This is a genomic window from Gammaproteobacteria bacterium (assembly GCA_034522055.1).
Lineage (GTDB): Bacteria > Pseudomonadota > Gammaproteobacteria > JAABTG01 > JAABTG01 > JAABTG01.
Genome location: JAXHLS010000002.1, coordinates 3396995 through 3420404, shown reverse-complemented (window position 1 = coordinate 3420404; position 23410 = coordinate 3396995). Strand labels below are relative to the sequence as shown.

The window sequence follows — 23410 nt, the reverse complement described above, 5'->3', positions numbered from 1 at the left end:
CTGCGAATAGGCAGTTTAAACGACCTCTTTGGTGCCTCGCAGCTTAGGTGCCTCGCAGCGGTTAGTCTCGCCTGATTGGCATCGACACCTTCCGTGGGGAGGCCCGGCCGGCACACCCATCAACGTGCAGAATGGGGTCACGGCATCGAATTCTTCTCAACGACGCCCTCGTCGGCGTACTTTTCCTCGGCCCGCCTGTTCCCCGGACAGGCGGCACCGTTGCCGCGCCGCTGACGGCACAGCCCAAACGAGGGCATCCTGGGGTAACCCCGTCTCGTCGAACAGCCCACGCCGCGGCGGCGTTCGGCGCGACGACCGCCAACCCTTATAGATACTTCTTGAACGAACTCGCCGTGACCGCCACGCTCAGGGCGAACAATGTCGCGAATGGCAGGACGACGAAGCTCGGGTGCAGGCTGAAGGGCAACGCCAGGTAAATCACCCAGGTGAGGACCAGCAGCGGCAGCGCGGAGCGTTTCGCCCAGTGGTAGACGAAAGAGCTCTCCCGTCCCCCACCCCACCGCCGCAGATCCCGCTTCACCAGGCCGTCGACGATGGCGACCAGCGTGAACATCACGAACACCGGCATGGCGAGTGCCAGAACAGCCAGCCGGACCGAAAAGACCTGCGTCACTTGCATCGCGGCGAGCACGTACTCGGCGACCGGCTGAAATGCGCCATGCAGCCGTGACCGCAGCCCCGACTCGCCGGGCACCGGGGCACTGGCGACCCACTCGATGAAGTCGGCGACTCGGGTAAACTCGAACAGGACGTAGTAGGTCTGGTCCGCGACGGTCTTGGTGAACTGGGCGGGATCCGAACTGACCAGGCTGCGGCCGAAGTCCGCCTGGAGGTAGCCGATCTCGGCAGCCAGCATGTCGCGGCTGTGCTCGAGGCCCTCGTCCGGCCACCAGAAGACCATGCCCACCCATTCGATGATCACCGAGAACACCAGCGACAGGATGAGCCATTTGATGCCCTGAGCGACGGTAGTCAGGAGAGTTGATAACAGCCCTTGGCGCACCTCCCGGCGTCTTGGATCTGCGGCGGCCTCAGATCCCACGGTCGCCCTCCCCCGCGACGGGAGGGTCGCCATCGGTAACCGCGTGCCACCAGGTCTCGTTGGCCCGATACCAGTGGTCGTTGGTGATGTAGGTACGCTCCATCTCATCGGCGATGGCCGTCAGGTTCGCCGGCATCGCTGGATCGCCTTTGTCATCGGGTAACGGCATGCGGATCTTCCAGAGTCCTCCGCCTTCGAGCAGCGCGAAGGCCTGGCCCTTCGGGAGTCGGACGAGTTCGGCAGGCGTGAGCATCGGCACCTCGGACACGCTGATGCGATCCTCGTTGCGCGACTGGAAATCGACGCCGGACATGGGATCCGACGAGTCGTTGACGCCGGAGACGTTCATGAGCGTGAACGCTTCGACCCGGGGCAGCTGGTCGGTAAGCATCTCGGCCGTCGCGAGTTCCTTGACCCGCAGCATGATCAGGGTGTTGAAATTACCGGCCACCTGCCCCGCCTTGGCACGGCTGCCGATCTTCGCCTCCACGTCGGACCAGGTCTGGGTGTAGGCGGTCACCTGAAAGCCGGCGCCACCCGCCTTGTTCAGTAAGGGGACGAACTCGTCCCCGATCAGTTCGTTGAACTCGTCGGCGTGCATCGAGATCGTCGGCAAATGGACCGTTTGCGGCGCGGCACCTTCCTCGGCCGGGTCGTGAATACCGTGCTTGTAGATGTGACCGGCCACGGAGACCAGATCGGCGAACATGGAGTTGCCTACGGCACTCGCGACGGTCGTATCAGTGAGTGCATCGAGGCCGACGTAGACGATCCCCTTGCGATGGATCACGTCCAGCCACTCGAAGATCGGCCGGCTGTCGTCGCCGTTCAGGTAATCGGGCGAGATGAGCTCGGCGATCTTGCCGGTGGTCAGCTTCTCCATCAGGGGCCCGACCGAGCTCACGATCTTGTCGAAATAGGTCTTGTCGTACTTGAACGCCGACACGAGGCCATCGAGGACCGGATCATAGAAATCCTGCGCCTGCAGGTAGCGCATCAGGGCGATTGCGTCCCGATCGCGCCCTTTCAGCGCCGATGAGAGGTTACGCTCACTGATCTTGCCCGCGATCTCCTCGACCGCCTCGGACCAGCTCTCCTCACCATTGCGCCGCAGGTGCTCGCGTGCGTATTCGACAAACAGGGGCTCGATGTCATTGATGTAACGACGGATCTGCTGGTAGTCCGGCCGACGGCCGAGTGCCACCAGCGCCCGGGCGATGATATTGACGAAGCGCCAGGCGAACTCCTTGAAGGCAGCCGAGTTGCCCTCGCTGGGCAGCTGGTTCGCGATCCGGGTCGCCACTTCGGTGATCCGCGAGAAGCTGCCGATGGCGTTGTACCGCGCCGACACCTCGGGGAAGCCGAGATGAAACAGGGTGAAGTCCCTGGCGCGTCCGGCCCGCCTGGCCTCGGCGTAGACACGGCGCAGCAAGTCGGCATCGCCCTTCGGATCGAAGACGATGACCACGTCGCCGCGGCGGATATCCTGGGTGATCAGGATCTCGGCGAGCCGGGTCTTACCGACCCGGGTCGTACCGAGCACCAGGGTGTGGCCGACGCGCTCGCCGAGATCCATCCAGACGTCCTGCTCGTCGGGCTCCACGGCATGCAGTGCCGGGGTGCCGCCGACCGCCGGCAGGGGCTTGAGCGGATTCCACCCTCTGGGCTGGCGCAGCATCCAGGCCACGACGCTGAGCATCGGCACCGATTCCCAGGCGACCTCTTTCCGCCGCGCCCACTGGTAGAGCGTCCCCGGCTGAACGTAGTGCTGCACTTCGGGACGGAGGGTGTCGCGCAGGCGCTGGGTGTGGCGCTGGGTCCAGCGAAAGCCGCGCCCGAGAAACAGCTTGTGGCGGCTGACGGGAATGCGATCGGCCCGGAGCTTGTAGCTTGGCAGGCGGCGCATGTTGCGCTGGTAGCGGATGACGCGCCACGCCTGGCGGGTACGCACAAACGCCAAGAGGAACAATGCCGCAGCCGCGGCCATGGCGACACCCGGCGGCATCATCAATGCCCAGGGCGCCAGCAGGGCCATCATTCCCGTTGCTGCCGCGACCAGGGCCGACCAGAGTTCCACCGGCGGGCGCAGCAGCGCCTCGACGGGATGCGGACTCATTGCTCGATGCCGCGCCGGGAGATCAGGACCGGGATGTGCTTCAGGCCCAGGATCTCCGCGATGTCCGTCGCGGACGCCGGCAGGATCGGCAGGCCCCGCGCGATGGTGGCGATGGCCTCGAGATCTGCCGCGGACTCCGCATTGACCAGCAAGCCGACCCCATGGATCGCCGCGAGCCGCTCCCGATGCGTCTCCAGCCACTGGCGCGACAGGGGATCGGCGCCGATCAGGAAGAGTGGTCGCGGCAGCGTCGCCCCATTGGGGAGAGATAACGGACGCGGTGACACCGGCCCTGGTGTCAGCGCCGGCGTGCGGATCGGGAGCAGGCGCGTCAGATCGGCCGCGCCCAGACTGACTTCGGGCTGTGCCTGGACCGGGGCTGCCGGCGGCCGCTCACTGAAGGCCTCCAGGTACGGTGCGAGGGGCGCGGTGGCGCCGCTGTCGTAGATGACCGTGAGTTCTGCGCAGGCGACAGCGGACCACAGGCCGAGGGTCGCCGGGAGGATCCTTACCGTTCGCGCCATTCGCATCCGGGGATTACCCCATCGCCGTGACGCGGGACCAGATCCGCTCCACCCGCTCACGGTAGCGGGCCGCCCGATCGGCATCATTCGGCGCGTGATAGCAGCCGACCGCCGCCCACCAGTCGCCCCGTGCCCGGTAACAGTCGGCGAGGACCCCCGCGCCTACGGCGAGGTTATGGTAGGGATCGATGGCCGCCTCGACCGAGCGCAAAGCTGCCTTGTGGTATGCCCAATTGATCTGCATGAGGCCGATATCGACCGATCGGCGCCCTTTGGCGAGCGCCTCGCGCGCGGCGACCACCGCCGCCTGGCGAGTGGGAAAGTAGCGCCCCTTGCCCTGTATGTTGAGGGTCCAGGGCCACGGCCGGGTGGTGCGCAGGTGTTCGACGTGTTGGCCACTCTCGGCGAGCGCGACGGCGTAGAACAGCGCGCTCGGGATCCCATGGGCCACCGCGACGCGGCGGTACCCTTCGGGCACGCCGTTTTCCGAAACAGGGGTGGCGGCGAGGGCCGAAGGTGACGCCACCCCGATCGCCACCAGCGCAAGAACCGAGCGGGCGTACGGTCTCACAACGCCGATCCCGACAGTGGTGTGACGGACTCACCCCGGCGGCGCATCAGGACGGGGAGATCACCTCGCCCGGGCGCGACGCGCTTGAGGGCGCCTCCATCGAAGTTCAAGGTCACGCGTCGCGTGGTGACCCACTCGGGACGGATCCCGCGCTCGATTGCCCAGTTCCGAATGGCCCCTTCGTCGCCCACTGCGATCTCGCTCAAGAAGACATCGACGCCGTCCAGGCGGTCGAGTCTCGCCAGCACCCGCGCGAGCAGCGCATCGCACGCGGCACAGTCCGGACGCGCGAACAGCAACACCCGATCGGTGCGCCGTAACCCCTCGCCGCCGTCGGTCTGAGCCGGCAGGCGCGCGACCTCGATGAGGGTCTGGTTCGGGAACAACAGGCGCGCCGCGTCGTCGTAGGCCCGCTGGAAGGCGAGGATACGCCCGGCATCCTCACGCATCATCACGGCCCACTGCTCGGCGTACCTGCGGCGCTCGGCCTCATCGCGCGCGTGGATACCGAGGACCTCTATCGGCGAGATGGTCCCGGGGCTGATGCTGCCGCGGATCCCTTCCATGAGCGTCCGATAGCGCTGCCACTCGGCTGCCGACAAGCCCCAGAGCCCGGCCCGGGCACGTTCGTGCTCGGTGAGCGGCGTGCGCTCCAGGAGGGTCGCACTGGTCGTGGTGTTCCCTGATGCGGTGTTGGCCGGATCGGCGGCCCGGCTTGGGCTCACGATCAGCGACAGCACCGTGCCCACCGTTGCGAGGAGGAAGGGCCTATACATCGCACGCGGCCTCCATGTTGTCGGCCGGGTCGCTACTCGTCCGTCGCGGGTAAGGCACGGTGAGGTCGCGATACGCCGGGTCGTGCTGATTACACGCGGGGCGGACCCCTGGCTCAGACGCCTCCAGGGCAGACGGCTGCGTCTGCTGGTTGGCCGGTCGCGGGGATTTCTCGGGCAGCACGCCGCTTGCGGACAAAAGGCCGAGGACGATCAGGATGGCGATGAGGGTTTCCATGGTCAGCGCTTACCCGTCCCTTGGTCGCACCGCTCGAACGAGATCAGCCGATGCACGGGATCTTCGACCAGCATGAAGGCGGGTCCGGCGAGGATCCTCAAGGCCGTGCGCAGCGGCAGCGGACCGAGCGCGCGGTGGGCTTCCGGCAGCGGCAGATCCAAAAGTTCGGCTCGTTCCGCGTCGGCGGCAAGGGATGACGACAGACGGTAGCCGGATGATTCGAGCAGCGTCTCGACCGCTGCTCCGATCCGGATCACGGAGGCCGGCAGTACCGAGACCACCGGCGCTGCGAGGGGATCCCGTTGCGCCAGGCTCGGCGCCGGCTGCACCGTCGAGTAGCGCGCGACGGTGAGCTCGGCCGTATTGGCATCGAGGGACGCAATCAGCGCCCCCAGCATGCACGCGGAGACGGGAAAAAGGTGACGGCGATGCGCGTAGGTTCGTTTCATGAGTGCCCGGCCGAGTTCAAAACCTGCGTCCGAGTTTGCTGAGCGCGCCGTCCTCGCGAAACGGGAAACTCTCGCAGGTTACGCGCTCCTTTCAGCGCGACAAATATACGGTCAATATCTGCTCGCGTCCGTGGCCGAGCTCGCGGCTGATGACGAGCCGCGCCGCGCGGTCGATGGCGCGCTGCTCTCGCGTGAAAGAACTCGAGGTCGGGCCCCCGGCCGCGGGTGCCTTCCAGCCGGTGAGCTCCTCGTAACGTCCCTGGGCATAGGCGTGCCGGAGGCCGTGCAGCTTGGAGAGACCGGCATTCGCCGTGTGTCGCTCGTACACGCGCAGCTGCTGCCGGTAGTTGCGCTCGGCCGGGATCAGCGAGCCGCGGCCCGCGAGGCGATGGGCGCGATCCAGGATCACCCGCTGCGCCGGGGTGCGCACGGGGATCTCGCGGGCCTTGCCGCCCTTGGTCCAGCTGTCCTTCAGCACCAGTTGATCGCCCCGATCCGCGTAGCTCGGCTGGAACTTGATGGCTTCCTCGCGCCGGAGGCCGAAGGCCTGCTGCAGCTCGAGGCTCATACGGACGTGGGCATCCTTGATGCGATCGAGTGCCGCGCCGTCGACCTGGCGCGCCTTCGACTCGGTGCTGACGAAGGTCCGCTCCGGGATCCCATAGTGGTCGTTCTGGCGTGCAATCACATTCTGTCGATTGACCTTCTGGGCCCACCAGCGCAACACCGTCATCCGGTTCTTGATGGTGCCGATGGAGAGCGACTCGGTCTGCCACCGGTTCACCAGCGCTTCCACATGTTTCGGTTTCAGCGATTGTGCGCCCATGCCCCGGAAGCCCAGCGCGTGGAGTTGGTCCGCGATCAGCGACAGCAGGCGCTCGCGGTTGCGCTGGGTCGCGTAGCCACCGTCACGGTTGTGGCGACACAGCTGTTTGAGTTGGTAGTTCAGGTCTCTCAAAGTGTTCGATGCTCTGGTAAGTGTTTCTGACCACCTGGCAGGCCGTAGCCGCCCAGGTCCCTAGATCAAGGCACGGGTCACGGGACACCACTCCCGTTCAACCTGAAGATGCCTGGTTGCAGGCAACACCGGTTCTCCCCTGTGGGGGATCGGTCCGGTGCAGACCAACGGGCCCGTTGCGGGCCGCTTTTCGATAACGCATCACCTCCTTCGTGTTGCTTGAGTTGAATGAATGGTCTTGCTGTAGCGCATTACCTCCGTTGAGTTGGGCGAATGGGATCTTCGCGATGTTGAGAGAACACCCGTCGACGCGCCTTGCGGCGGCCGGATCGAGCGGATCGTGGAATGGCGAGCTGGGAGCTCACCGGATGAGTCGACCGGAGGGCCGACGATTTTGACGATGGACCGGCGACCTCTCGGTCGGCGCGCTGGATCCGGTCCTTGGCGCGCATGCCCGATTCGACCTGAGAGGTCGAGGGTGGGCGCCCTCTTTGCCACTGAGCCGCAGTGGCCACGGATGAAATCGATCGTGGGCGGCAGTTTAGGAACGCGTCATTCGCGCGTCATCGGAAAAATCGGCCCTCACGCCGCGCCGATTACGGCAGCGCCGCCCGCGTCACTACCCCGCTTGCGCTCGCTAGTGACACGGGCGGCTTCGCGGCGGAGCAGCCCCGGCGCCAGGCATGCGCCTGGCACAGGGGCTGCATCAACGGGCTCCCGCGGGCCTGCGGCGCGGCTTCACCTGACCACAGGGGTCCACAGGCACCGCGCAGGCGCGGTCCCGCCCTTGGCGACGCGAGTAAGAAGGCTCGCTTTGCCAAGGGCGGGCAAGGCCTGTGGACTCTGTGGACAGCTGATTCGGGAGTGAGGGACGGCTTCGAGCGGCCGGCCGGCGGGCGATTATTACACTGTAATAATTTGCCGAGGCGGCACGTCAGGGCGAGTCTTCGTCCGGCACGACGAGCAGGCGCTCGCTACGCCAGACTCGAACGACACGAATCCGCGTACCAGGTCCGTATCGATTCCAGATCGCTAAGTGCGGATTCGGTGATCCGAATGGCAACCTTCGCCATGCTCCTACTTCGAGCCCAGCCGTTTACAGCAGCGCCGCCCGCGCCACTACCCCGCTTGCGCTCGCTAGTGAGACGGGAGGCGTCGCGGCGGAGCAGCCCCGGCGCCAGGCATGCGCCTGGCACAGGGGCTGCATCGAGAGGCTCCCGCGGGCCTCCGGCGCGGCTTCACCTGACCACAGGGGCCCACAGTCACCGCGCAAGCGCGGTCCCGCCCCTGGCGACGCGAGTGAGAAGGCTCGCTTTGCCAAGGGCAGGCAAGGCCTGTGGACTTAAGGGGACAGCTGCGTGAGAATTTCTTCTTTCGTCCGTTAGAGGAATTTGTAACCCGCCTCGCGCTGGCTTCTGATCGCCAACACGAAGACGGTATCGACCTCAGGAACATAGCGGTAGAGGGCAACATAACCGCGAGATTGTCGGCCGATGATCAGTTCCCGGGCATCGTGACGAGCTGGGCGTCCCAGCAGGGGATTGGATTCAAGCACATTGATTGCCTGGATGATCTGATCGATACGCGCTGCCGCCTCCGCGACCTCGTATTGTGCGAGGTGTTCCAGTATTCGATCGAAATCGTCGGCAACCTGCGCCGCCAGCTCGATGCGCGCCATCGCGACGAATGATCAGCGGGAAAGCTTACGTGCCACCGGAGGAGTCGGCTTCTTACCGGCTACGCGATCTTCCAGATAGATACGCATCTCCGACCAGGGGATCGTCTCTCCCGATGCGACGATCTGGGCATAGCGATCTCCTGCCGTCTCGTGGAATTCATTGCGTCGCTCTTCCGCATCCACGCGTTCGGCAATCGCATCGAGGATGAACGCGTGCGAGGTCATGCCTACCCGCTCTGCGGCACGCGCAATACGATTTTTGAGATCATCGGGCAAACGAACGGTCGTCGTCGGCATCATGCAGGCTCCCAAGCATTGCTTTGGCGAAAGTGTAGCACATAAGTGCTACTATCCAAGATACCCGTACGGGTTGATGCCGTCGCTCCACCGGTGGTCCGCGCCATCACCGATCTTGACAGGGGCTACCTCGAGGTAGGTTCGGTTATGCGTCTGAACGTACGTTGAACTCGAAGAGGTCGCTACCTGACCGGCAACCGATGTTGTTTCGCAGATTAAAGCGTTGGATACCAGTCGGATCTTCTCGGTTTGTCCCGCTGGTGAAGCCTCTGGTCAGAGAGAGTATTCCGGGAAGTCGTCGGGCAGGGGTGTCGCCGGTGGATGTTGAGGCTTTCGCTGATCGGGGCAGAGCCGGTAATCTCTACTTACCGATAAGTGAGAAGAAAGGAAAAGGCCCGCGCGGTGACAGCCGCCGGGCCGTGGCCGGTGCAGCTTCGATTCCAAACGGGGCACACCAGCGAGGATTACGTTAACCGCCAAGCCTGGCGGGAGGCAAGTCTCTCTCGCTGCCCAAACCATCCTCGTGGTGGTTGCTCGTTGGCCCGCCACGGCACCTACGAGCGCAAGACGCCGGCGGGGACACGAATCGCCCGCTGGTACTGCCCTGAGAGTCACACCACCTTCAGTCTGTTGCCGGACCATCTGGCGGCACGGCTGCCCGGTACGCTCAACGAGCTGGAACACGTGGTGGCCGTCGCCGAGCAGGCGCCGAGCATGGAAGCGGCGGCAAGCACCTTGCGCCTGGATATCGAGCTGCCGGGGGCGCTGCGCTGGATACGCCGGCGCATTGTCTTGGTGCACCGTTTCTTGCTCATCGTCATCGCTCTTCTGCCTGACCAACTGGCCGGCTGCCTCGCGACCGTCACTCACCTTCGTGGCCATCTCGGCCATGAGACCGTGCTGATGGCGCTGCGTGCTTCGGCGGCCCGGCAGCTGCCTCAACTGCCGACGCCGGTGGGGTTTTGTCCCCGGGCAACCGCCCACGGTGATCCCAATTTGGCCACCCAACAACCCCTGGGGCCTGATCCGCCGCGTTCTCCGCCGTAACGTCTCCTCTCCCGGGCCCAAGGGCTCATAACCGAGAGAAGATCCGATGACTGATCCTGATGATGACCACCGCCAGGCGGTGGCCCTGTTCCGCTACGGCCTGATCGCCGACCTCGTACACTGGCCCCGGGCAGTGCCGGCATCACCGAGCGGCTGCGCGCCAAGGCAGACAAGGACTATGTGATCCCCGGCAGCCGTCGCTCCCGCGTGGCCGCCGAGAACGATCCGCGACTGGCTCAAGCACTATCGGCGCGGCGGCTTCGACGCGCTGTTGCCCAAGCCACGGGCCGATCGGGGGCAGCCCCGGCGACTGCCCGACTCCGTGGCCGAAGCGCTGTGCGCCATCAAAGAGGGGCATCCGAAGCTGTCAGTGCGCGCAGTGATCAAACACGCACGCGAGCAGGGCCTGGTCCCGGCCGAGCAGCCGTTGCCCGCCTCCACCGTGCACCGTCTGTTCACCCGCGAAGGGCTCATGGTCAAGAAGACCGATGCACCCATCGGCACCGATCGGCGGCGCTTCGCCTTCCAGTACGCCGACGAGCTGTGGATGAGCGATGTGATGCATGGCATCACCGCCGCTGATGGGCGGGGCCGGCGCAGAAAGACCTATCTCATCGCCTTCATCGATGACGCCACCCGCGTCATCCCCTATGCGGCCTTCGCCTTCGCCGAAAACACCGGCGCCTTCCTGCCGGTGTTCAAGCAGGCTCTCATCCGCCGCGGGATCCCCCAGCGCCTTTACGTCGACAACGGCGCCAACTACCGCTCCCGCCAACTCGCCCTCGTCTGCGCCAGGCTCGGCACGGCGCTGATCCACGCCCGACCCCATCAACCTCAGGGGAAGGGCAAAATCGAACGCTGGTTCCGCACCGTCCGAGCACAGCTGCTCACCCAGCTCACCGCTGAGGATACGGTGAGCCTCGAGGCCCTCAACCGACGCCTGTGGGCCTTCATCGAGGGCGAGTATCACCACACCCCGCACCGCGGCCTCGACGGCAAAACGCCCCTCGAACAGTGGGCCCTGGTCGGCGATCAGATCCGCTTCCCCGATCCCGGCCTCGATGCGCTGTTCCTCTGCGAGACCAAGCGCCGGGTCATGAACGACCGCACCGTGAGCCTGAACGGCCACGTCTATGAGGTCGACGCCGTGCTCGTCGGCGAGACCGTGACCTTACAGTACGACCCCGCCGTGCCGCCCACCCGGCCCCTGACCGTGGTCCATAAAGGCCAGCCGGCAGGACAGGCCACGCCGCTCGATGCCTATGCCAACACCACCGTGCGCCGCGACCGGCCCTCCTGGCGCCTCGACACCGATACCCCAGCCTCCGAACCGCACCCGTCGCGTCTCACCCTCGGGGCCTTCGACAACCCGCACAATGAGGAGAACGACTAATGTATCTGCGCCACTTCGCGTTCACTCGCTTCCCCTTCGAGAATACCCTCGAGGCCGATGAACTCTATGCCTCCACCGCCCGCCGCGAGGCCGAGGCCCGGCTCACGCACCTCATCGATCTGCGCGGCATCGGCCTGCTGACCGGCGAGGTCGGCTCCGGCAAAACCACCGTCTGCCGGCACGTCACCGCCGGACTCCATCCCGGCCTGTACCGCGTCTATTACGTCTCCCTGTCCACCGGCAACGTGCTCGATATGTACAAGTCCATCGCCTGGGAACTCGGCCTGCCCACGGAGCGGTCCCGCGCTACCGCCTACCGCGCCATCCGCGTCGAGATCACCCGCCTGGTGCAGGAGGCCAAGCAGCTGCCCGTGTTGATCGTCGACGAGGCGCAGCACCTACGCAATGACGTGCTCGAGGATCTGCGCCTCTTGACCAGCTACGCCATGGATGCCGACAACCGCCTGTGCCTGCTGCTGGTCGGGCTCACCGAGCTGCGCCGACGCCTCGCCATGGCCGTGCACGAGTCGTTGAGCCAGCGACTGGTGGTGCGCCACCACCTCCCCGGCCTCTCGCGCGACGAACTCGATGACTATCTCATTCACCGCCTGCGCCTCGCCGGCGCCGAGGCCCCCATCTTCACCCCACCCGCAACCGAGGCCCTGTTCCAGGCCTCGCGCGGGCTTCCGCGCAAGGTCAACCGCATCGCCCACTACGCCCTCACTGCCGCCGCGCTGGACAACCAACACCACGTCACCGAGACCCACCTCCAGACAGCGCTCGACGAGCTGCAACCGTGAGACACCACACCACCATGAACGACGACGATCAGACCCTGCCCGACCACCTCTCCGACGAGGCCGCCGCTCAGATGGTTGACCTCCTCTACGCCATCGCCCAGACCCTCGAAAACCGCTACTTCGCCGAGATCACGCGCTACTACCAGAACACCAATCCCAGACAGCCCGACCTCTGGGACTGAATCCCAGTCTTTCCCAACCGCAACCGCCGCCACAAGCGGCGCCCATCTCGCCAGACCTCCAGCTTCTTCTCATCCTATCCTGCCCGCGCTCTTCCACCGGAGCGCTCAAACCGAGAAAACTGCAGCCTACTCGCTCGGAATAAACCGGGAAATTACTGGTGGAATAATTTGAGATACAACAACCGAGGTCGAAAGCGGCCACCAATAGCCATCCGCAGGAATTATTACACTGTAATAATTTGGTGGCCGGCTTCCGGGCGGCTCGTCGGCGGCATGTTTTGGCAACGCCGCGGCCGGACCGATGCACCTATTCGATGCCGAGTCGGCGCGTTTCGGCATGAGTCTACTTCAAGCCCAACCGCGCTTTGGCCTCCGCGAGTGGCAGTTCCCCTCCGGCCTTGAGGTCGGCGAGACCGGCGATGACGGCGCGCATGAACGCCCGTTCGTCTTCGGCCATCGCCGAGTCAGTCACCGACTTCACATCTGCCACGTCCCGGCCGCGGCGGGTTCGCGCAGGCGACAAGCCAGCCGGCCTTGGGCACTGGGCTTTCGGTGCCATGGTCTCGTTACTCCTGTTCATCGTCGATCTCGCTCACATCCAGCAGCTGGCTTCCCCGGCGGACCGTGAGGATCTCGACCTTGTCCTTGACGCTGTAAATCACGCGGTAGGCGCCAAAGATCAGCTCTCTGATTCGCCTGACACCCACTTCCGGAACAACGCGACCGATCTCCGGAAAATCCTCCAGACGCTCGACCGCATCGAACAGTTCGTTCACCCACCGCTCGGCGGCATCCGGGTTGTCTTTGGCGATGTAGCGCGCGATATCAGATACCCGATCCAGTGCCAGTGGAGACCACTCCACCCTCACCGCGCGATCCCTTTCAGGACCCGCGCCCTCGCTTCATCGTGGGGGACGCCCCCGCCAGCGGCGAGTTGTTCTTCGGCGCGATAGATGTCCTCGAGGATCTCCAGTCGTTCCTGCATCAGCTCGAACTCATGGACATCCATGAGGACGGCGACCCCACGCCCTCGCTGGGTCAAAACCATCGGTCGCCGCGTCTCGTGAATGTGCTTTACAAATGACGCCACTTCGGCACGAAACTCAGACAGGGGACGGATATCCTCATCAACTCTTACCTTCGACATGGCGACCTCTAAAAGTACGTTAAGTTGTACTTTTTAATGTACGTCAAAGGTAAGATGGTCGCAAACTTAGCGGCGATGGGCCGGCACATGCTGGCCGCCCTCGCACGCCACGGCTGAGTGGTCCATTACAGGGCATCGCGATGACCTCGCGGCCCTCTTCGTTATTGTGATTTGTTAACGTGGTTTATTAAGCGTCGAGCCCTAATTCATTAATGGTGCGGATAAAACCCGGATTGCCCACAGAGTCTGTGGATAAGGTTGTGGATGTTTTGGGGCAATTGGTCTCCAACCCGCATTCCCACACGGCTTTCTTTAGATTGGCGACACTTTAGCCAATTCGAATTATACTTTTAACATCATATACTTAAGTAAGTGTTAATGAACCTCACGGCGCCTTGACCGATGTTGTTTCATTTTTAATACAGCAGCACCAGTCATGTGCATAAGGTGGATGTCAAGGCCTTGACAACAACCTGCATCCCCTCTTTCGAGGAGGCCAGCCGGGCTTGGAACGGCCGCCCCGATGCCCATTGCCGGGCGGATCGCGGCGGGCTGCTCAAGCCACCGTCGGATAATCCACCCCGGTGCCGCCGATGGCGCAATATCCGCCGGGATTCTTGGCCAGGCATTGTTGGTGATAGTCCTCGGCATAGTAGAACTCCGGGGGCCGAAAGCATCTCGGTGGTAATGCCCCCAACAGCTCGTCCATCGCGCCAGCCTTGATGTCATCGCCGGCCAGGTAGCGGTTCTCCGCAACAGCGCTCCAGCATCCCATGGCGTTCGAGGTAGCCGCCGATGCATTGCGCCGAGATCCAGGTCAGCCGGGCTAGCTCGGCGCTGATCGGCACCCTCACTCAGGGGAAACGCAGTGCACTGGCGGCACGCTCGATGTACACCCCGTCGAGAAACAGCATATGGAAGTGGACATTGAGGTGATTCCGGGCGTCCTGCCCTCCACCCCTCCGGGACCAGCCTTCGGCTGTTCAAAATCGGTCCTGGCGATTTTGTCAGCGCGCTACCAAAACGCTGGATCAGCTTGACCGCACCGATCTGGGCCACCGCCTCGTCCGCGCGCTGCGCGCCAAACTCCAGCTTCTGCACCGGCCCCTCCTCCAGTTGCTTCATCGTGTCACCCCGCTTCCACTTGCGCCGTTTCGGTTCAGATGCGTCTCCAACGCGCTGATGCTCTTGAGCACGGCTTCGAACTCCGGAGGGTCACCGAAGATCATGCCCTGCATAGCTCTGTAGTCGACCCGCAACTGATCGATCATCGCGTCATGCGGCACCATCGCGAAGGAGCCGGGCGCAGCACTCGCAAAATCAAAGTCCGGTCGATTGAAGAACATCCGGGCGTGCGCAACGCAGTCCGTGCCGAGCGCCGTCTCAGCGATGGCGGCGGCGGCGACCGGCGACGCGGCGAGCCGGTGCAGGTCATAATAATGGCGGGACACGCGTTGGCCGCCCCCGCGTAGCTCGCCGCGCTTGTCGAACCAGCGCCGCAGCCCGTGGAGGATGACGACCTTGTCCCAGAACGTACGTTCCGGATCGACCGTCCGTACAGAAGGAACGGTCAGGTCAAGCGTCGGCAAATCATCATCGACATAGGGTTTGATGGGCACTTCGCTGTTCGGGTCGAGCGCGGACTTCGCGCCAGACTCAATCTTGATCGCCGCCCGCACGTAATCCGATCGCGGCGTTGCCGCGGGATACCAGATCAGCAAGGTCTGCCCGTCGGGATCGGCGTCGTCGGCTTCCACCCGTGGCACGCTGGTATCGAAACCTGCGGCTTGGAGCCGGTCTTGGAGGATCAGCGTCAACTCAGCGTGTAGCGGGCCACTGATATACGTCTTACAGGCATCCTTGATCGCATCGAGCCGCGCCCTGCGCTTTTTGCCGCTGAGCGCATCGAGTTCCTCAATGGTCGCCGGCTCGCCAATGTCGTCCCGAAACACGGTGATGTCGATGTCTTCGGAGAAGCGGTTGATCAGACCGAACCCCTTGGACAAGGAAGTTCCGCCTTTGAAGAGGAGACGGGGTCCCCCGTCTTTCAGGCCATTGAACAAGGCATCCAGCGTCCAGCAGACCCAGAAGTCCTTCTCGATATTCTGGGACACCGTACCGAGACGCAGGGCCGTCGCATCAAAGGCGCCCAACATCGCGTCCGCCCCGGCTGCGAGAACCTCATCGAAAGCCGGATTCATACCTTCGTCGTCCCCGTCGCGCCGCGCTTGGCGGTTCGTGACTTCTGAGTCGAGAGCCGTTTTCGTTTGGGCTGGGCGACGGCCGCGTGATGCTGATCATTACCGCCATCGCACCTTGTCTGTCGATGACGATCATGATCTGCACCATCATCATCATCAGCAGCAGCAGCAGCAGCAGCAGCAGCAGCAGCAGCAGCAGCACGATTATCGTCGACATGCCGAAGACGAGTGCTGGTATCACTTTCGATGAGCGGTTTGAGAAACACCCGCATCCATGTCGGAAGCGCCGTCATGCCGGCTCTGAGATCGGCTGTGAGGTACGACCCCGCCGTCGGATCTTCGAAAAGCTTGGCGAGCTTGCGCTTGACCTGGTCGCTCTCCCCTTCACGGCCCAAGAGATCGTGCAACCAGTGAAGCGCTTGGACAACGCGCATCGCCGGCCGCCCGGCCCAGAACAGCTTGCTGGCCGCGGTCTGACGAAAGGTGATCGTCACGTTGTCAAGCTTGATCGCGCGGCGCCGCGCGTCGGTGTGCACCACGATTTTTGCTGGGACGGCGTCGGTCAAGCCCAGATCGTTCGCCGCGGTCATTCCGTCGACAAGCATCCGGGTTTGGTCGCGGCGCCCGACGGCGTCGATAACCGAGCGCGGATCGGGTGGGTTGAGTTTCTGGGTGAGCTTGTTGTAGCCAGGTTGATCGTAGAGACCGCGATCGATTCGCCTGAGGGTTCCGGCCTTCGTCTGCCGCTGCAACGTCTTGTCGACGGCGTCCCGCGAGGCGAGATCGACGAAATCACTGGGCGTCCAGACCTTACGCGGCGCGTCCGCGCGGATGCGTGCAAGCATGGCGGTCTTCAGATCGGGTGAGTCGTCGTTCATGTCCGAAAATTGTAGATCTTTTTCGGACATCGTGCGAATCGATCTCGGAAATAGATATACAACGTTCAGATCTGACGTTTGTCCAAAGAAACCATTGATTTAAAGTTCAATATGATTCTCTCCGCCTCCACCAGACGACAGCAAAGGGATCCGCCAACTCGCCAGTCTGGTCGCGATGGCGGCTTGACTTAAACCAAGCAGCCTCCGCGATTTTCGGGGCGGTTCACTGTAGCCCGTGGGCCAGAGAGGGGGAGGCGCCACTTTTACCCAAGTGGCCAGGGCGAAGATGCCGGCAGCGGCCGGCGGGATCAGTCCTCGTTTCGTAGCAAGAGGGTCATGACGGGTTCACCGTCGTCACCGGGTCCCACCACGCCTTCGAGAAGATTTGCCAGAACGGGATGATAAATATTATCGCCAACACGACCCACATGATCGGACCGAATGGGAAAAAGCCCATCGGCATTTCTTGGCCTGCATTTGGCATGGTTCTCTCCATTGAAATCTAACGCTGAGTTGAACTAAACCGCTCCGCGGTAGCTCCCCTTCGATAGACGCCGGCGGTTCTTCCGTCGTCAACACTCTCAGTTGACCCGATGTGGGTCTGACTGAGAGGAGAGACGACGATGACACCCTTGCGTCAGCAGATGATTGATGCCATGCGCCAGCGTGGCTTTTCAGTGCGTACCCATCAGAGTTACCTGGCAGCGGTTACCGCCCTGGCGCGGTACTACGGGCGTTCGCCGAGTCAGTTGAGCCTCGAAGAGCTGGAGGCCTGGTTCAGGTATCTGGCCGTCGAGCGTTCGCTATCCGGTTCGACCTGCCGGGTTCACCACGGTGCGGTGCGCTTCCTCTATGTGCAGGTGCTGAAGTGGCCGTCGTTCGATGTGTCCTTCGTGATGCCGAAGCGGGCCCAACGGATCCCCGAGTTGCTGACCCGCGATGAGGTGGGGCGCATTCTGGTGGCGTGTACCAACCCCAAGCACCGCATGCTGCTTCAGACCTGCTACGGCTGCGGCCTGCGGGTGAGCGAGGTGGTGCGAGTGCGGGTGCGTGATATCGATGGCGAACGCGGGCTGCTGCGCATCGAGCAGGGCAAGGGGGCGAAGGACCGGCTGGTCACCCTTTCGCCCGGCCTGCTTCACGCGCTGCGCCGTTACTGGGCGATTTACCGCCCCCCACGTGGCTCTTTCCCAGCGGAAGCGATACGACGACCCCTCTCAGTATCGCCAGCGCCCAGCGGGTGTTCGGTCGCGCCAAGAACCGGGCCAGAGTGGAGAAGATCGGCGGCATCCACAGCCTGCGTCACGCCTATGCGACCCATCAACTGGAGAGCGGCCTGCCGGTCCACCGGCTGCAACGCCTGCTCGGCCACGGCAACCTGCAATCGACGATGCGCTACGTGCATTGGGTACCCGAGCAGCGCGGCGCTGCGCAGGGGGTGTCCGATCTGATCGCGGGACTGGGGGTGGGTCATGACTGAGGCGGCCACTGTGCAAGGGATTCTGAACCGCTTCCTGCGCGCTGACACGCTGGATTACCAGCGGCGCAAGGTCTGTGGCCATCTGCAGGCCTGCCGAACCGAGGCGATGGGCGGGGTGCGGCTGCGCTGCGGCGCCTGCGGTGACGAAGAGGTTTGGTATCACGGTTGCCGCGACCGGCACTGCCCGCAGTGCCAGGGACGGGCGACCCGCCAATGGGCCGCGCGTCAGCAGGGGCACATCCTGCCGGTGACCTATTACCATCTGGTCTTCACCCTGCCACATACCCTCAACGGCTGGGTGGCACTGCACCCGGAGGTGATCTACCGCCTGCTCTTTCAGGCGGCCTGGTCCACCCTCAAGGCGTTCGGCCAGGATCCCAAGCGTCTGGGCGGTGAGATGGGCATGAGTGCAGTACTGCACACCTGGGGCCAGAACCTGAGCCGCCATGTGCACCTGCATTGCCTGGTGCCCGGCGGAGCCCTGGGTAGCGACGGCCAGTGGCGGGCGGCGAAGAGCACCTACCTGTTTCCCGTCAAGGCGCTCTCGCGGCACTTCCGAGGGCGGATGGTGACACAGTTGCGCCAGGCCGCGACCCAGGGCGAACTGTACCGTGTCACGCGCGACGGCGAGGTCGATGCCGTACTCGACGCCTTGATGGCCGTTGACTGGGTGGTCTACACCAAACACTGTCTCGACCATACCGCCACCGTCGTCGACTACCTGGCCCGTTACACCCACCGCATCGCGATCACCCCAGCGCGGATCCTCGCGGTCGACGACGAACGGGTGACCATCCGGTACAAGGACTACCGCGACCGTGACCGACATAAGACATTGTCCCTGGAGGGCGAAGAGTTCGTGCGCCGCTTCCTGATGCATGTCCTACCGAAAGGGCTGATGCGCATTCGTCACTTCGGCTTCCTGGCCAACCGCGGCCGCCGGGAGAAGCTCGCCCGGATCCGTGAGGCCCTGGCCGTCCCCGTCCCACCGGAGAAGGACGACGGCACCGCACACCACGACAGCGTCGACTATCCCTGCCCGCAGTGCCGGACCGGGCGACTGCACGTGATCGCGCAGATTGCGCCCGGTCGGTCCCTCTGGAGACCGCCCGACACGCGACACCGAGGCCGTAGAACAGGATAAAGGCCCGCGGTCTTGACCGAGGTGGGACGGCCCCGCAGCCGGGCCGCGGTTGCGCTCGTCCGGACATTGGATTTTGCGCAGAAATGGCGAGAGAATGACCACCTATCGCACGTTGCAGGGCCCGAAGACATGGACGAAGACGCCTCGCCGGCCACGACCACCGCCCCGATCTGCGCCACCGCCGGCGCATCGCACCCACCCCGCGCAATACATTTCCCTATAGATCAGACCGCGCCGATCTGATGGGCGGCTTAGTCCAACAGACATTTATTCGCCATGCTGCGCACGGCGGATAAATGCTTATGAGTTATGCGGAGCATAACTAAGATCAACGCTGGTGACGAATCTATGTTTGCTTGTCGCTAGTTCCGAGGATCGGCCATTTAGAGAACGCAAAGAAATACAAAAGGATCACGTTCACGAGTGGAACGATCATCAGCAAGCTTAACCACTTTGAGTAGCCAGCTTTGGAAAAAATAAACCAAAACGGCACGATAATCACTGCCGCCATCACCAACATCATCAATGGGCCTAAGGGCCACATTCCAGGACCAGGTATAGTTTCTGTCATGACATATCTCCAGTTTCTCTAAATGATTGCACAATGGCGGGCAACCTTCGCCTAAATCCAGCCACTTAACCCTAGACACAGAGGCGCAAGCTTGCGAGCGTCCTGCGCCCGAAGGGCGCGTCATACTTCGCCTCGTTATACGCTATTTATATATTGGACTCCGTAATAGCGAAGCACAGCCACCATCAGCCCATAGCAAATTGCGGTAATACCGATCGATCCCGCCAGACTGAGATAGAAATTTATCCCCTGCGCCAGAAGAATAGGCAGCGCGATAAACAATGCCAGCGATGGCAAAACCAGCCAGAAGATACTGTCTGCGAGCGCGCTGACTTTGCCAGCATCCCCGGTGTCTGCATAAAGCCAGAACATCGCCAGGACGGAAGTCAGCGGCACCGAGGCAAGCACGGCCCCGACAAACGAGCTGCGTTTGGAGATTTCCGATATAAGGACTACCAGAATGGCGGTCACTGCGACTTTAACGATGTAATAAGCCAACCGTGTCTACCTCCTGCTGAAAATCAACAAATGCCGCTGGAACTCAGCCCATTGATATCTTGAGCCTTATGAGGATAAGCACTATGCCTACTGATAGCTCCGCATTGCTTTCCAGCCACGTTCCACGTTTCGCACAGCGCGGATAACTTTGTCACGCGAGTTGCTGTTACCGACCCCGATGTCATGCGCTCGAATCCGGATACTGGCGTCGATGAACTCTAGTTCTCTCTATCGTTCATGCAGCACACTTCGCCCCGGGAATTATGTCAAACCATTATCTGGTTAGTCAGCGCACTCACGATCGGCAAACGGCGCCGAAACGCAGATACAGCGCGGGTACGACGACCATGTTCAGCGCGGTCGAGGTGATCAGGCCGCACAGGATGACAATGGCCATTGGTGCCTGGATTTCGCTGCCTGGCTGGCCGCCGGCCAGCGCCAGCGGCACCAGCGCGAGTGCTGTGGCCAGCGCGGTCATCAGGATGGGGATCAGGCGCTGATCGGCACCGGTGCGGACGGCTTCGGCCGGCGCCAGGTCGTGCTCCTCGACCAGTCGGCGGATATGGTCGATGAGGATCACACCGTTGCGGGTGGCGATGCCGAACAGCGTGATGAAGCCGATCAGTGCCGCGATGGTCACGACGCCACCGGCCAGCCACACGCCGGCCACGCCGCCGATCAGCGCCAGCGGCAGGTTCAGCATCACCAGCGCGGCGTCACGAGCCGAGGTGAAAGCGGTGACCAACAGGAAGAAAATGCCGGCAATGACCACGAGGCCCAATAACAGTAATCTTTGGCCGGCCGCCTCGGCACTTTCGAACTGGCCGCCGAACTCAATGTGATAACCGGTCGGAAATTCAATCTGCGCGCCGATGCGCCGCCGCATGTCTTCGACCACCCCGACCAGATCGCGGCCGGCGACATTGGCCATCACCACCATCTTGCGCTGGACGTTTTCGCGACTGATCGTATCGGGTCCGCGGGCGCGCCGGACATCGGCGATGGTATCCAGCGTCAGTTCGGCACCGGCCGGGGTCTCGAAGATCGTGTTGCGCAAGGTCTCGAAGTCGTCACGCATGCGCTCGGGGTAGCGCACGACCAGATCGAAGCTGGCCGATTCCTCGAGCACGCTGCCGACCACGGTGCCGCCGAACGCCGCCTCGACCATCTCGGCCGCGGCGGCCATCGACACGCCGTAGCGCGCCAGCGCCGCGCGGTCGAATCGTATGGCGACGAACGGAATCTCGCTTTGCTGTTGCATCGCGACGTCGACGGCGCCGTCGACCTGCCCCGCGATCTGCTCGATGCGTGCGCCGAGCCGGCGCAGTTCGGGCAGTTCGGGGCCGAAGATCTTGATCGCGATGTTGGCGCGCGTGCCCGAAAGCATGTGGTCGATGCGGTGCGAAATCGGCTGGCCAACGACGATATTGGTGCCCGGAATCGCGGCGAATGCCGCGCGCAGGTCGGCCAGCAGCGCGGCCTTTTCGCGCTCGCGCATTTTCAGGTTGACGTCGATCTCCGACGAATACACCGCCTGGGCATGCGGGTCAAGTTCGGCGCGACCGGTGCGCCGGGTGGTCGCGACTACTTCCGGTTGCGCCAGCAGGATGTTCTCGACTTGCGCCCCGATGCGGTCGGATTCCTGCAGCGCAGTACCGGGCAGCGTCACCACGCTGATCGTCAGGCTGCCTTCATTGAATTCGGGCAGAAAGCCGCGACCGGCAAACGCCAGTGCGATACAGGCGGCGATCAGCAGGCCGGTCGCCGTTACAGCGACTGCGCGCCAGCGAGACAGCGCGGTTTCCAGCAGCGGCCGGTAGCCCCGCTTGAGCAGAGCGGTAAAACGGTTGTCGTGGCTGTTCCCGGCCTCGGGCCGCTCCGGCAGCATCAGCAGGCACAGCACCGGCGTGACCGTCAATGCCACCAGCAGCGAGGCGGCCAGCGCGACGATGTAGGCCAGGCCCAGCGGCTCCAGCAGGCGGCCCTCGACGCCGGCCAGAAAGAACAGTGGCAAAAAGACCAGGATGATGATCAGCGTGGCGAACACGATCGAGCCCTGGATTTCGCGCGTGGCATCGAAGACCACGGCGACGGTCGGGCGGCGCACGTCGGCGGCCCGTGCCTGATTCTCCCGCAGTCGCCGCACGATGTTTTCGACCACGATGATCGCGTCGTCGACCAGCGCACCCAGCGCAATCGCCATGCCGCCCAGCGTCATCGTGTTGATGCTGCCGCCCAGCGCGCGGATGGTCAGTACCGCGGCCAGCAGTGATAATGGAATCGCCAGCAACGCAATGCCGGTGGCGCGCGCCGAGAGCAGGAACACGAACATGATCGCCACGACCAGCACCGCGCCATCGCGCAGCGCCACCCCCAGATTGTCGACCGCGATCCGGATAAAGTCGGCCTGGCGGAACGCATCGGTCTCAATCCGCATGCCGTCGGGCAGCGATGCCTGGATATCGTCGATCGCCGAATCCAGGCGGCGGGTCAGCGCCAGGGTGTTGACGCCCGGCTGCTTCTGAATGCCCAGCACCACCGCCGGCTCTCCGCTGTGCGCGGCCGTACCGCGGCGCGGCGCTGGACCGATCCGCACCACGGCCAAGTCACGCAGCTGCACTGGGACGTTGTCGCGCCGGGCGACCACGGCCTGTTCGATGTCTTCAACCCGGCGCACTCGCCCGATACCCTGGATCAAAAATTCCTGGCCGTTTTCAACCATGAAGCCGGCCGACGCGTTGCGCCCGGCCGTGCGCACGGCTTCGAGCACCTGGCCCATGGAAATATCGAAGGTGGCCAGTCGTTCGGGCTGAACGATGACCTGAAACTGACGCGTGCGACCGCCGATCGGAATGACTTCGGCCACCCCGGGTACGGCCAGCAGGCGCCGCCTGACGACCCAGTCGGCCGCGGTCTTCAGCGCCATCTCGTCCCGGATGTCGGGCTCGGCTGCATTCGATTTGAGCGCGATGAACATCACCTCGCCCATGATCGAGGTCACCGGTGTGAGCACCGGCGGCGGCAGTTCGGCGGGCAGCGAGGCCCGCGCGATCTGAAGCTTTTCGGCCACCACCTGGCGCGCGCGATAAATGTCGGTTCCCCAATCGAACTCGATGGTGACCACGCTGATGCCGATGCCGCTGGTCGAGCGCACCCGACGCACCCCGGCCGCGCCGTTCAGCGCGGTCTCGATCGGCAGGGTCACCTGAATCTCGACATCCTCCGGCGGCATCCCGTGGGCTTCCGCGACGACGGTAACCGTGGGTGCGGTCAGATCGGGGAACACGTCGACCGGCGTTTGCAGCGCCGACCAGCTGCCCCAGACAAGCAGGCCGGCGGCCAGCACCAGCACCAGCAGGCGATTGCCCAGCGACCAGGAAATGACGCGGTCAATCATCGCGA

The 23410-nt window shown here is 63.8% G+C and carries 24 protein-coding genes and 4 pseudogenes; 8 read left to right on the top strand and 20 right to left on the bottom strand.

The genetic code is table 11. The features are described 5' to 3' along the window. Positions 1 to 325 precede the first annotated feature (325 nt). From U5S82_16500 to U5S82_16455, 10 genes are all read right to left on the bottom strand, one after another. Entirely contained in the window at positions 326 to 1063 is a 738-nt protein-coding gene (locus U5S82_16500) for a TIGR03747 family integrating conjugative element membrane protein (protein ID MDZ7753206.1), read from the bottom strand. Then, positions 1053 to 3179 (bottom strand): type IV conjugative transfer system coupling protein TraD, encoded by a 2127-nt coding sequence (gene traD, locus U5S82_16495; GenBank protein ID MDZ7753205.1) that lies wholly within the window; start codon positions 3177 to 3179, stop codon positions 1053 to 1055. Before traD ends, U5S82_16500 begins: the two co-directional genes overlap by 11 nt. Continuing rightward, on the bottom strand, positions 3176 to 3709 hold the full coding sequence (locus U5S82_16490; protein MDZ7753204.1) for an integrating conjugative element protein: 534 nt from the start codon (positions 3707 to 3709) through the stop codon (positions 3176 to 3178). Before U5S82_16490 ends, traD begins: the two co-directional genes overlap by 4 nt. Positions 3710 to 3716: 7 nt before the next feature. Next, on the bottom strand, positions 3717 to 4181 hold the full coding sequence (locus U5S82_16485; protein ID MDZ7753203.1) for a lytic transglycosylase domain-containing protein: 465 nt from the start codon (positions 4179 to 4181) through the stop codon (positions 3717 to 3719). A gap of 89 nt (positions 4182 to 4270) precedes the next feature. Continuing rightward, positions 4271 to 5050 carry a TIGR03759 family integrating conjugative element protein gene (locus U5S82_16480; protein ID MDZ7753202.1) on the bottom strand — a complete coding sequence of 260 codons (780 nt, stop codon included), beginning with the start codon at positions 5048 to 5050 and terminating at the stop codon, positions 4271 to 4273. Next, positions 5043 to 5285, bottom strand: coding sequence for a hypothetical protein (locus U5S82_16475; GenBank protein MDZ7753201.1), 243 nt, complete (start codon positions 5283 to 5285; stop codon positions 5043 to 5045). Before U5S82_16475 ends, U5S82_16480 begins: the two co-directional genes overlap by 8 nt. A gap of 2 nt (positions 5286 to 5287) precedes the next feature. After that, complete coding sequence (locus U5S82_16470; GenBank protein MDZ7753200.1) at positions 5288 to 5734, bottom strand: pili assembly chaperone; 447 nt, start codon at positions 5732 to 5734, stop codon at positions 5288 to 5290. 91 nt (positions 5735 to 5825) lie between these two features. Then, the gene (locus U5S82_16465; GenBank protein ID MDZ7753199.1) at positions 5826 to 6692 is read right to left on the bottom strand and encodes a phage integrase N-terminal domain-containing protein; all 867 of its coding nucleotides are present in this window, start codon (positions 6690 to 6692) and stop codon (positions 5826 to 5828) included. A gap of 1381 nt (positions 6693 to 8073) precedes the next feature. Next, entirely contained in the window at positions 8074 to 8370 is a 297-nt protein-coding gene (locus U5S82_16460) for a type II toxin-antitoxin system RelE/ParE family toxin (GenBank protein MDZ7753198.1), read from the bottom strand. A 12-nt stretch (positions 8371 to 8382) separates the two neighbouring features. Beyond that, on the bottom strand, positions 8383 to 8667 hold the full coding sequence (locus tag U5S82_16455; GenBank protein MDZ7753197.1) for a ribbon-helix-helix protein, CopG family: 285 nt from the start codon (positions 8665 to 8667) through the stop codon (positions 8383 to 8385). A 537-nt stretch (positions 8668 to 9204) separates the two neighbouring features. Here U5S82_16455 and U5S82_16450 point away from each other — a divergent pair. The 5 genes from U5S82_16450 to U5S82_16430 are packed head-to-tail and all read left to right on the top strand — an operon-like array spanning position 9205 to position 12089. Beyond that, positions 9205 to 9714: a hypothetical protein gene (locus U5S82_16450; GenBank protein MDZ7753196.1), complete on the top strand. Its 510-nt coding sequence runs from the start codon at positions 9205 to 9207 to the stop codon at positions 9712 to 9714. A 46-nt stretch (positions 9715 to 9760) separates the two neighbouring features. Beyond that, positions 9761 to 9898 carry a hypothetical protein gene (locus U5S82_16445; GenBank protein ID MDZ7753195.1) on the top strand — a complete coding sequence of 46 codons (138 nt, stop codon included), beginning with the start codon at positions 9761 to 9763 and terminating at the stop codon, positions 9896 to 9898. 39 nt (positions 9899 to 9937) lie between these two features. Beyond that, positions 9938 to 11107 carry a DDE-type integrase/transposase/recombinase gene (locus U5S82_16440; GenBank protein ID MDZ7753194.1) on the top strand — a complete coding sequence of 390 codons (1170 nt, stop codon included), beginning with the start codon at positions 9938 to 9940 and terminating at the stop codon, positions 11105 to 11107. Continuing rightward, positions 11107 to 11907: an AAA family ATPase gene (locus U5S82_16435; protein ID MDZ7753193.1), complete on the top strand. Its 801-nt coding sequence runs from the start codon at positions 11107 to 11109 to the stop codon at positions 11905 to 11907. The genes U5S82_16440 and U5S82_16435 overlap by 1 nt, the downstream gene beginning before the upstream one ends. After that, positions 11904 to 12089 carry a hypothetical protein gene (locus U5S82_16430; GenBank protein ID MDZ7753192.1) on the top strand — a complete coding sequence of 62 codons (186 nt, stop codon included), beginning with the start codon at positions 11904 to 11906 and terminating at the stop codon, positions 12087 to 12089. Before U5S82_16435 ends, U5S82_16430 begins: the two co-directional genes overlap by 4 nt. 343 nt (positions 12090 to 12432) lie before the next feature. Here U5S82_16430 and U5S82_16425 read toward each other — a convergent pair. The 7 genes and pseudogenes from U5S82_16425 to U5S82_16395 form a co-directional block, all read right to left on the bottom strand. After that, positions 12433 to 12597: pseudogene (locus tag U5S82_16425) on the bottom strand (prevent-host-death family protein). 58 nt (positions 12598 to 12655) lie between these two features. Then, the gene (locus U5S82_16420; protein ID MDZ7753191.1) at positions 12656 to 12958 is read right to left on the bottom strand and encodes a type II toxin-antitoxin system RelE/ParE family toxin; all 303 of its coding nucleotides are present in this window, start codon (positions 12956 to 12958) and stop codon (positions 12656 to 12658) included. Beyond that, positions 12955 to 13236, bottom strand: a complete 282-nt coding sequence (locus U5S82_16415) for a type II toxin-antitoxin system Phd/YefM family antitoxin (GenBank protein ID MDZ7753190.1) — start codon at positions 13234 to 13236, stop codon at positions 12955 to 12957. Before U5S82_16415 ends, U5S82_16420 begins: the two co-directional genes overlap by 4 nt. Before the next feature lie 556 nt (positions 13237 to 13792). Beyond that, positions 13793 to 13900 (bottom strand): annotated as a pseudogene (locus tag U5S82_16410) (peptide-methionine (S)-S-oxide reductase). A gap of 57 nt (positions 13901 to 13957) precedes the next feature. After that, positions 13958 to 14295 (bottom strand): annotated as a pseudogene (locus U5S82_16405) (transposase). A gap of 62 nt (positions 14296 to 14357) precedes the next feature. Next, positions 14358 to 15437 (bottom strand): nucleotidyl transferase AbiEii/AbiGii toxin family protein, encoded by a 1080-nt coding sequence (locus tag U5S82_16400; protein ID MDZ7753189.1) that lies wholly within the window; start codon positions 15435 to 15437, stop codon positions 14358 to 14360. After that, the gene (locus U5S82_16395; protein MDZ7753188.1) at positions 15434 to 16345 is read right to left on the bottom strand and encodes a DUF6088 family protein; all 912 of its coding nucleotides are present in this window, start codon (positions 16343 to 16345) and stop codon (positions 15434 to 15436) included. Before U5S82_16395 ends, U5S82_16400 begins: the two co-directional genes overlap by 4 nt. A 593-nt stretch (positions 16346 to 16938) precedes the next feature. Here U5S82_16395 and U5S82_16390 point away from each other — a divergent pair. From U5S82_16390 to U5S82_16380, 3 genes and pseudogenes are all read left to right on the top strand, one after another. Further along, positions 16939 to 17418 (top strand): annotated as a pseudogene (locus U5S82_16390) (phage integrase N-terminal SAM-like domain-containing protein). A gap of 53 nt (positions 17419 to 17471) precedes the next feature. Then, on the top strand, positions 17472 to 17795 hold the full coding sequence (locus tag U5S82_16385) for a tyrosine-type recombinase/integrase (GenBank protein ID MDZ7753187.1): 324 nt from the start codon (positions 17472 to 17474) through the stop codon (positions 17793 to 17795). Next, entirely contained in the window at positions 17788 to 18939 is a 1152-nt protein-coding gene (locus tag U5S82_16380; protein ID MDZ7753186.1) for an IS91 family transposase, read from the top strand. Before U5S82_16385 ends, U5S82_16380 begins: the two co-directional genes overlap by 8 nt. Positions 18940 to 19285: 346 nt before the next feature. On the opposite strand, the gene U5S82_16375 is transcribed toward U5S82_16380, so the two are convergent. From U5S82_16375 to U5S82_16365, 3 genes are all read right to left on the bottom strand, one after another. After that, positions 19286 to 19510, bottom strand: coding sequence for a hypothetical protein (locus U5S82_16375; GenBank protein ID MDZ7753185.1), 225 nt, complete (start codon positions 19508 to 19510; stop codon positions 19286 to 19288). A gap of 135 nt (positions 19511 to 19645) precedes the next feature. After that, complete coding sequence (locus U5S82_16370) at positions 19646 to 20008, bottom strand: DUF3147 family protein (protein MDZ7753184.1); 363 nt, start codon at positions 20006 to 20008, stop codon at positions 19646 to 19648. 295 nt (positions 20009 to 20303) lie between these two features. Next, positions 20304 to 23405, bottom strand: a complete 3102-nt coding sequence (locus tag U5S82_16365; GenBank protein MDZ7753183.1) for an efflux RND transporter permease subunit — start codon at positions 23403 to 23405, stop codon at positions 20304 to 20306. Between the last annotated feature and the right edge of the window lie 5 nt (positions 23406 to 23410).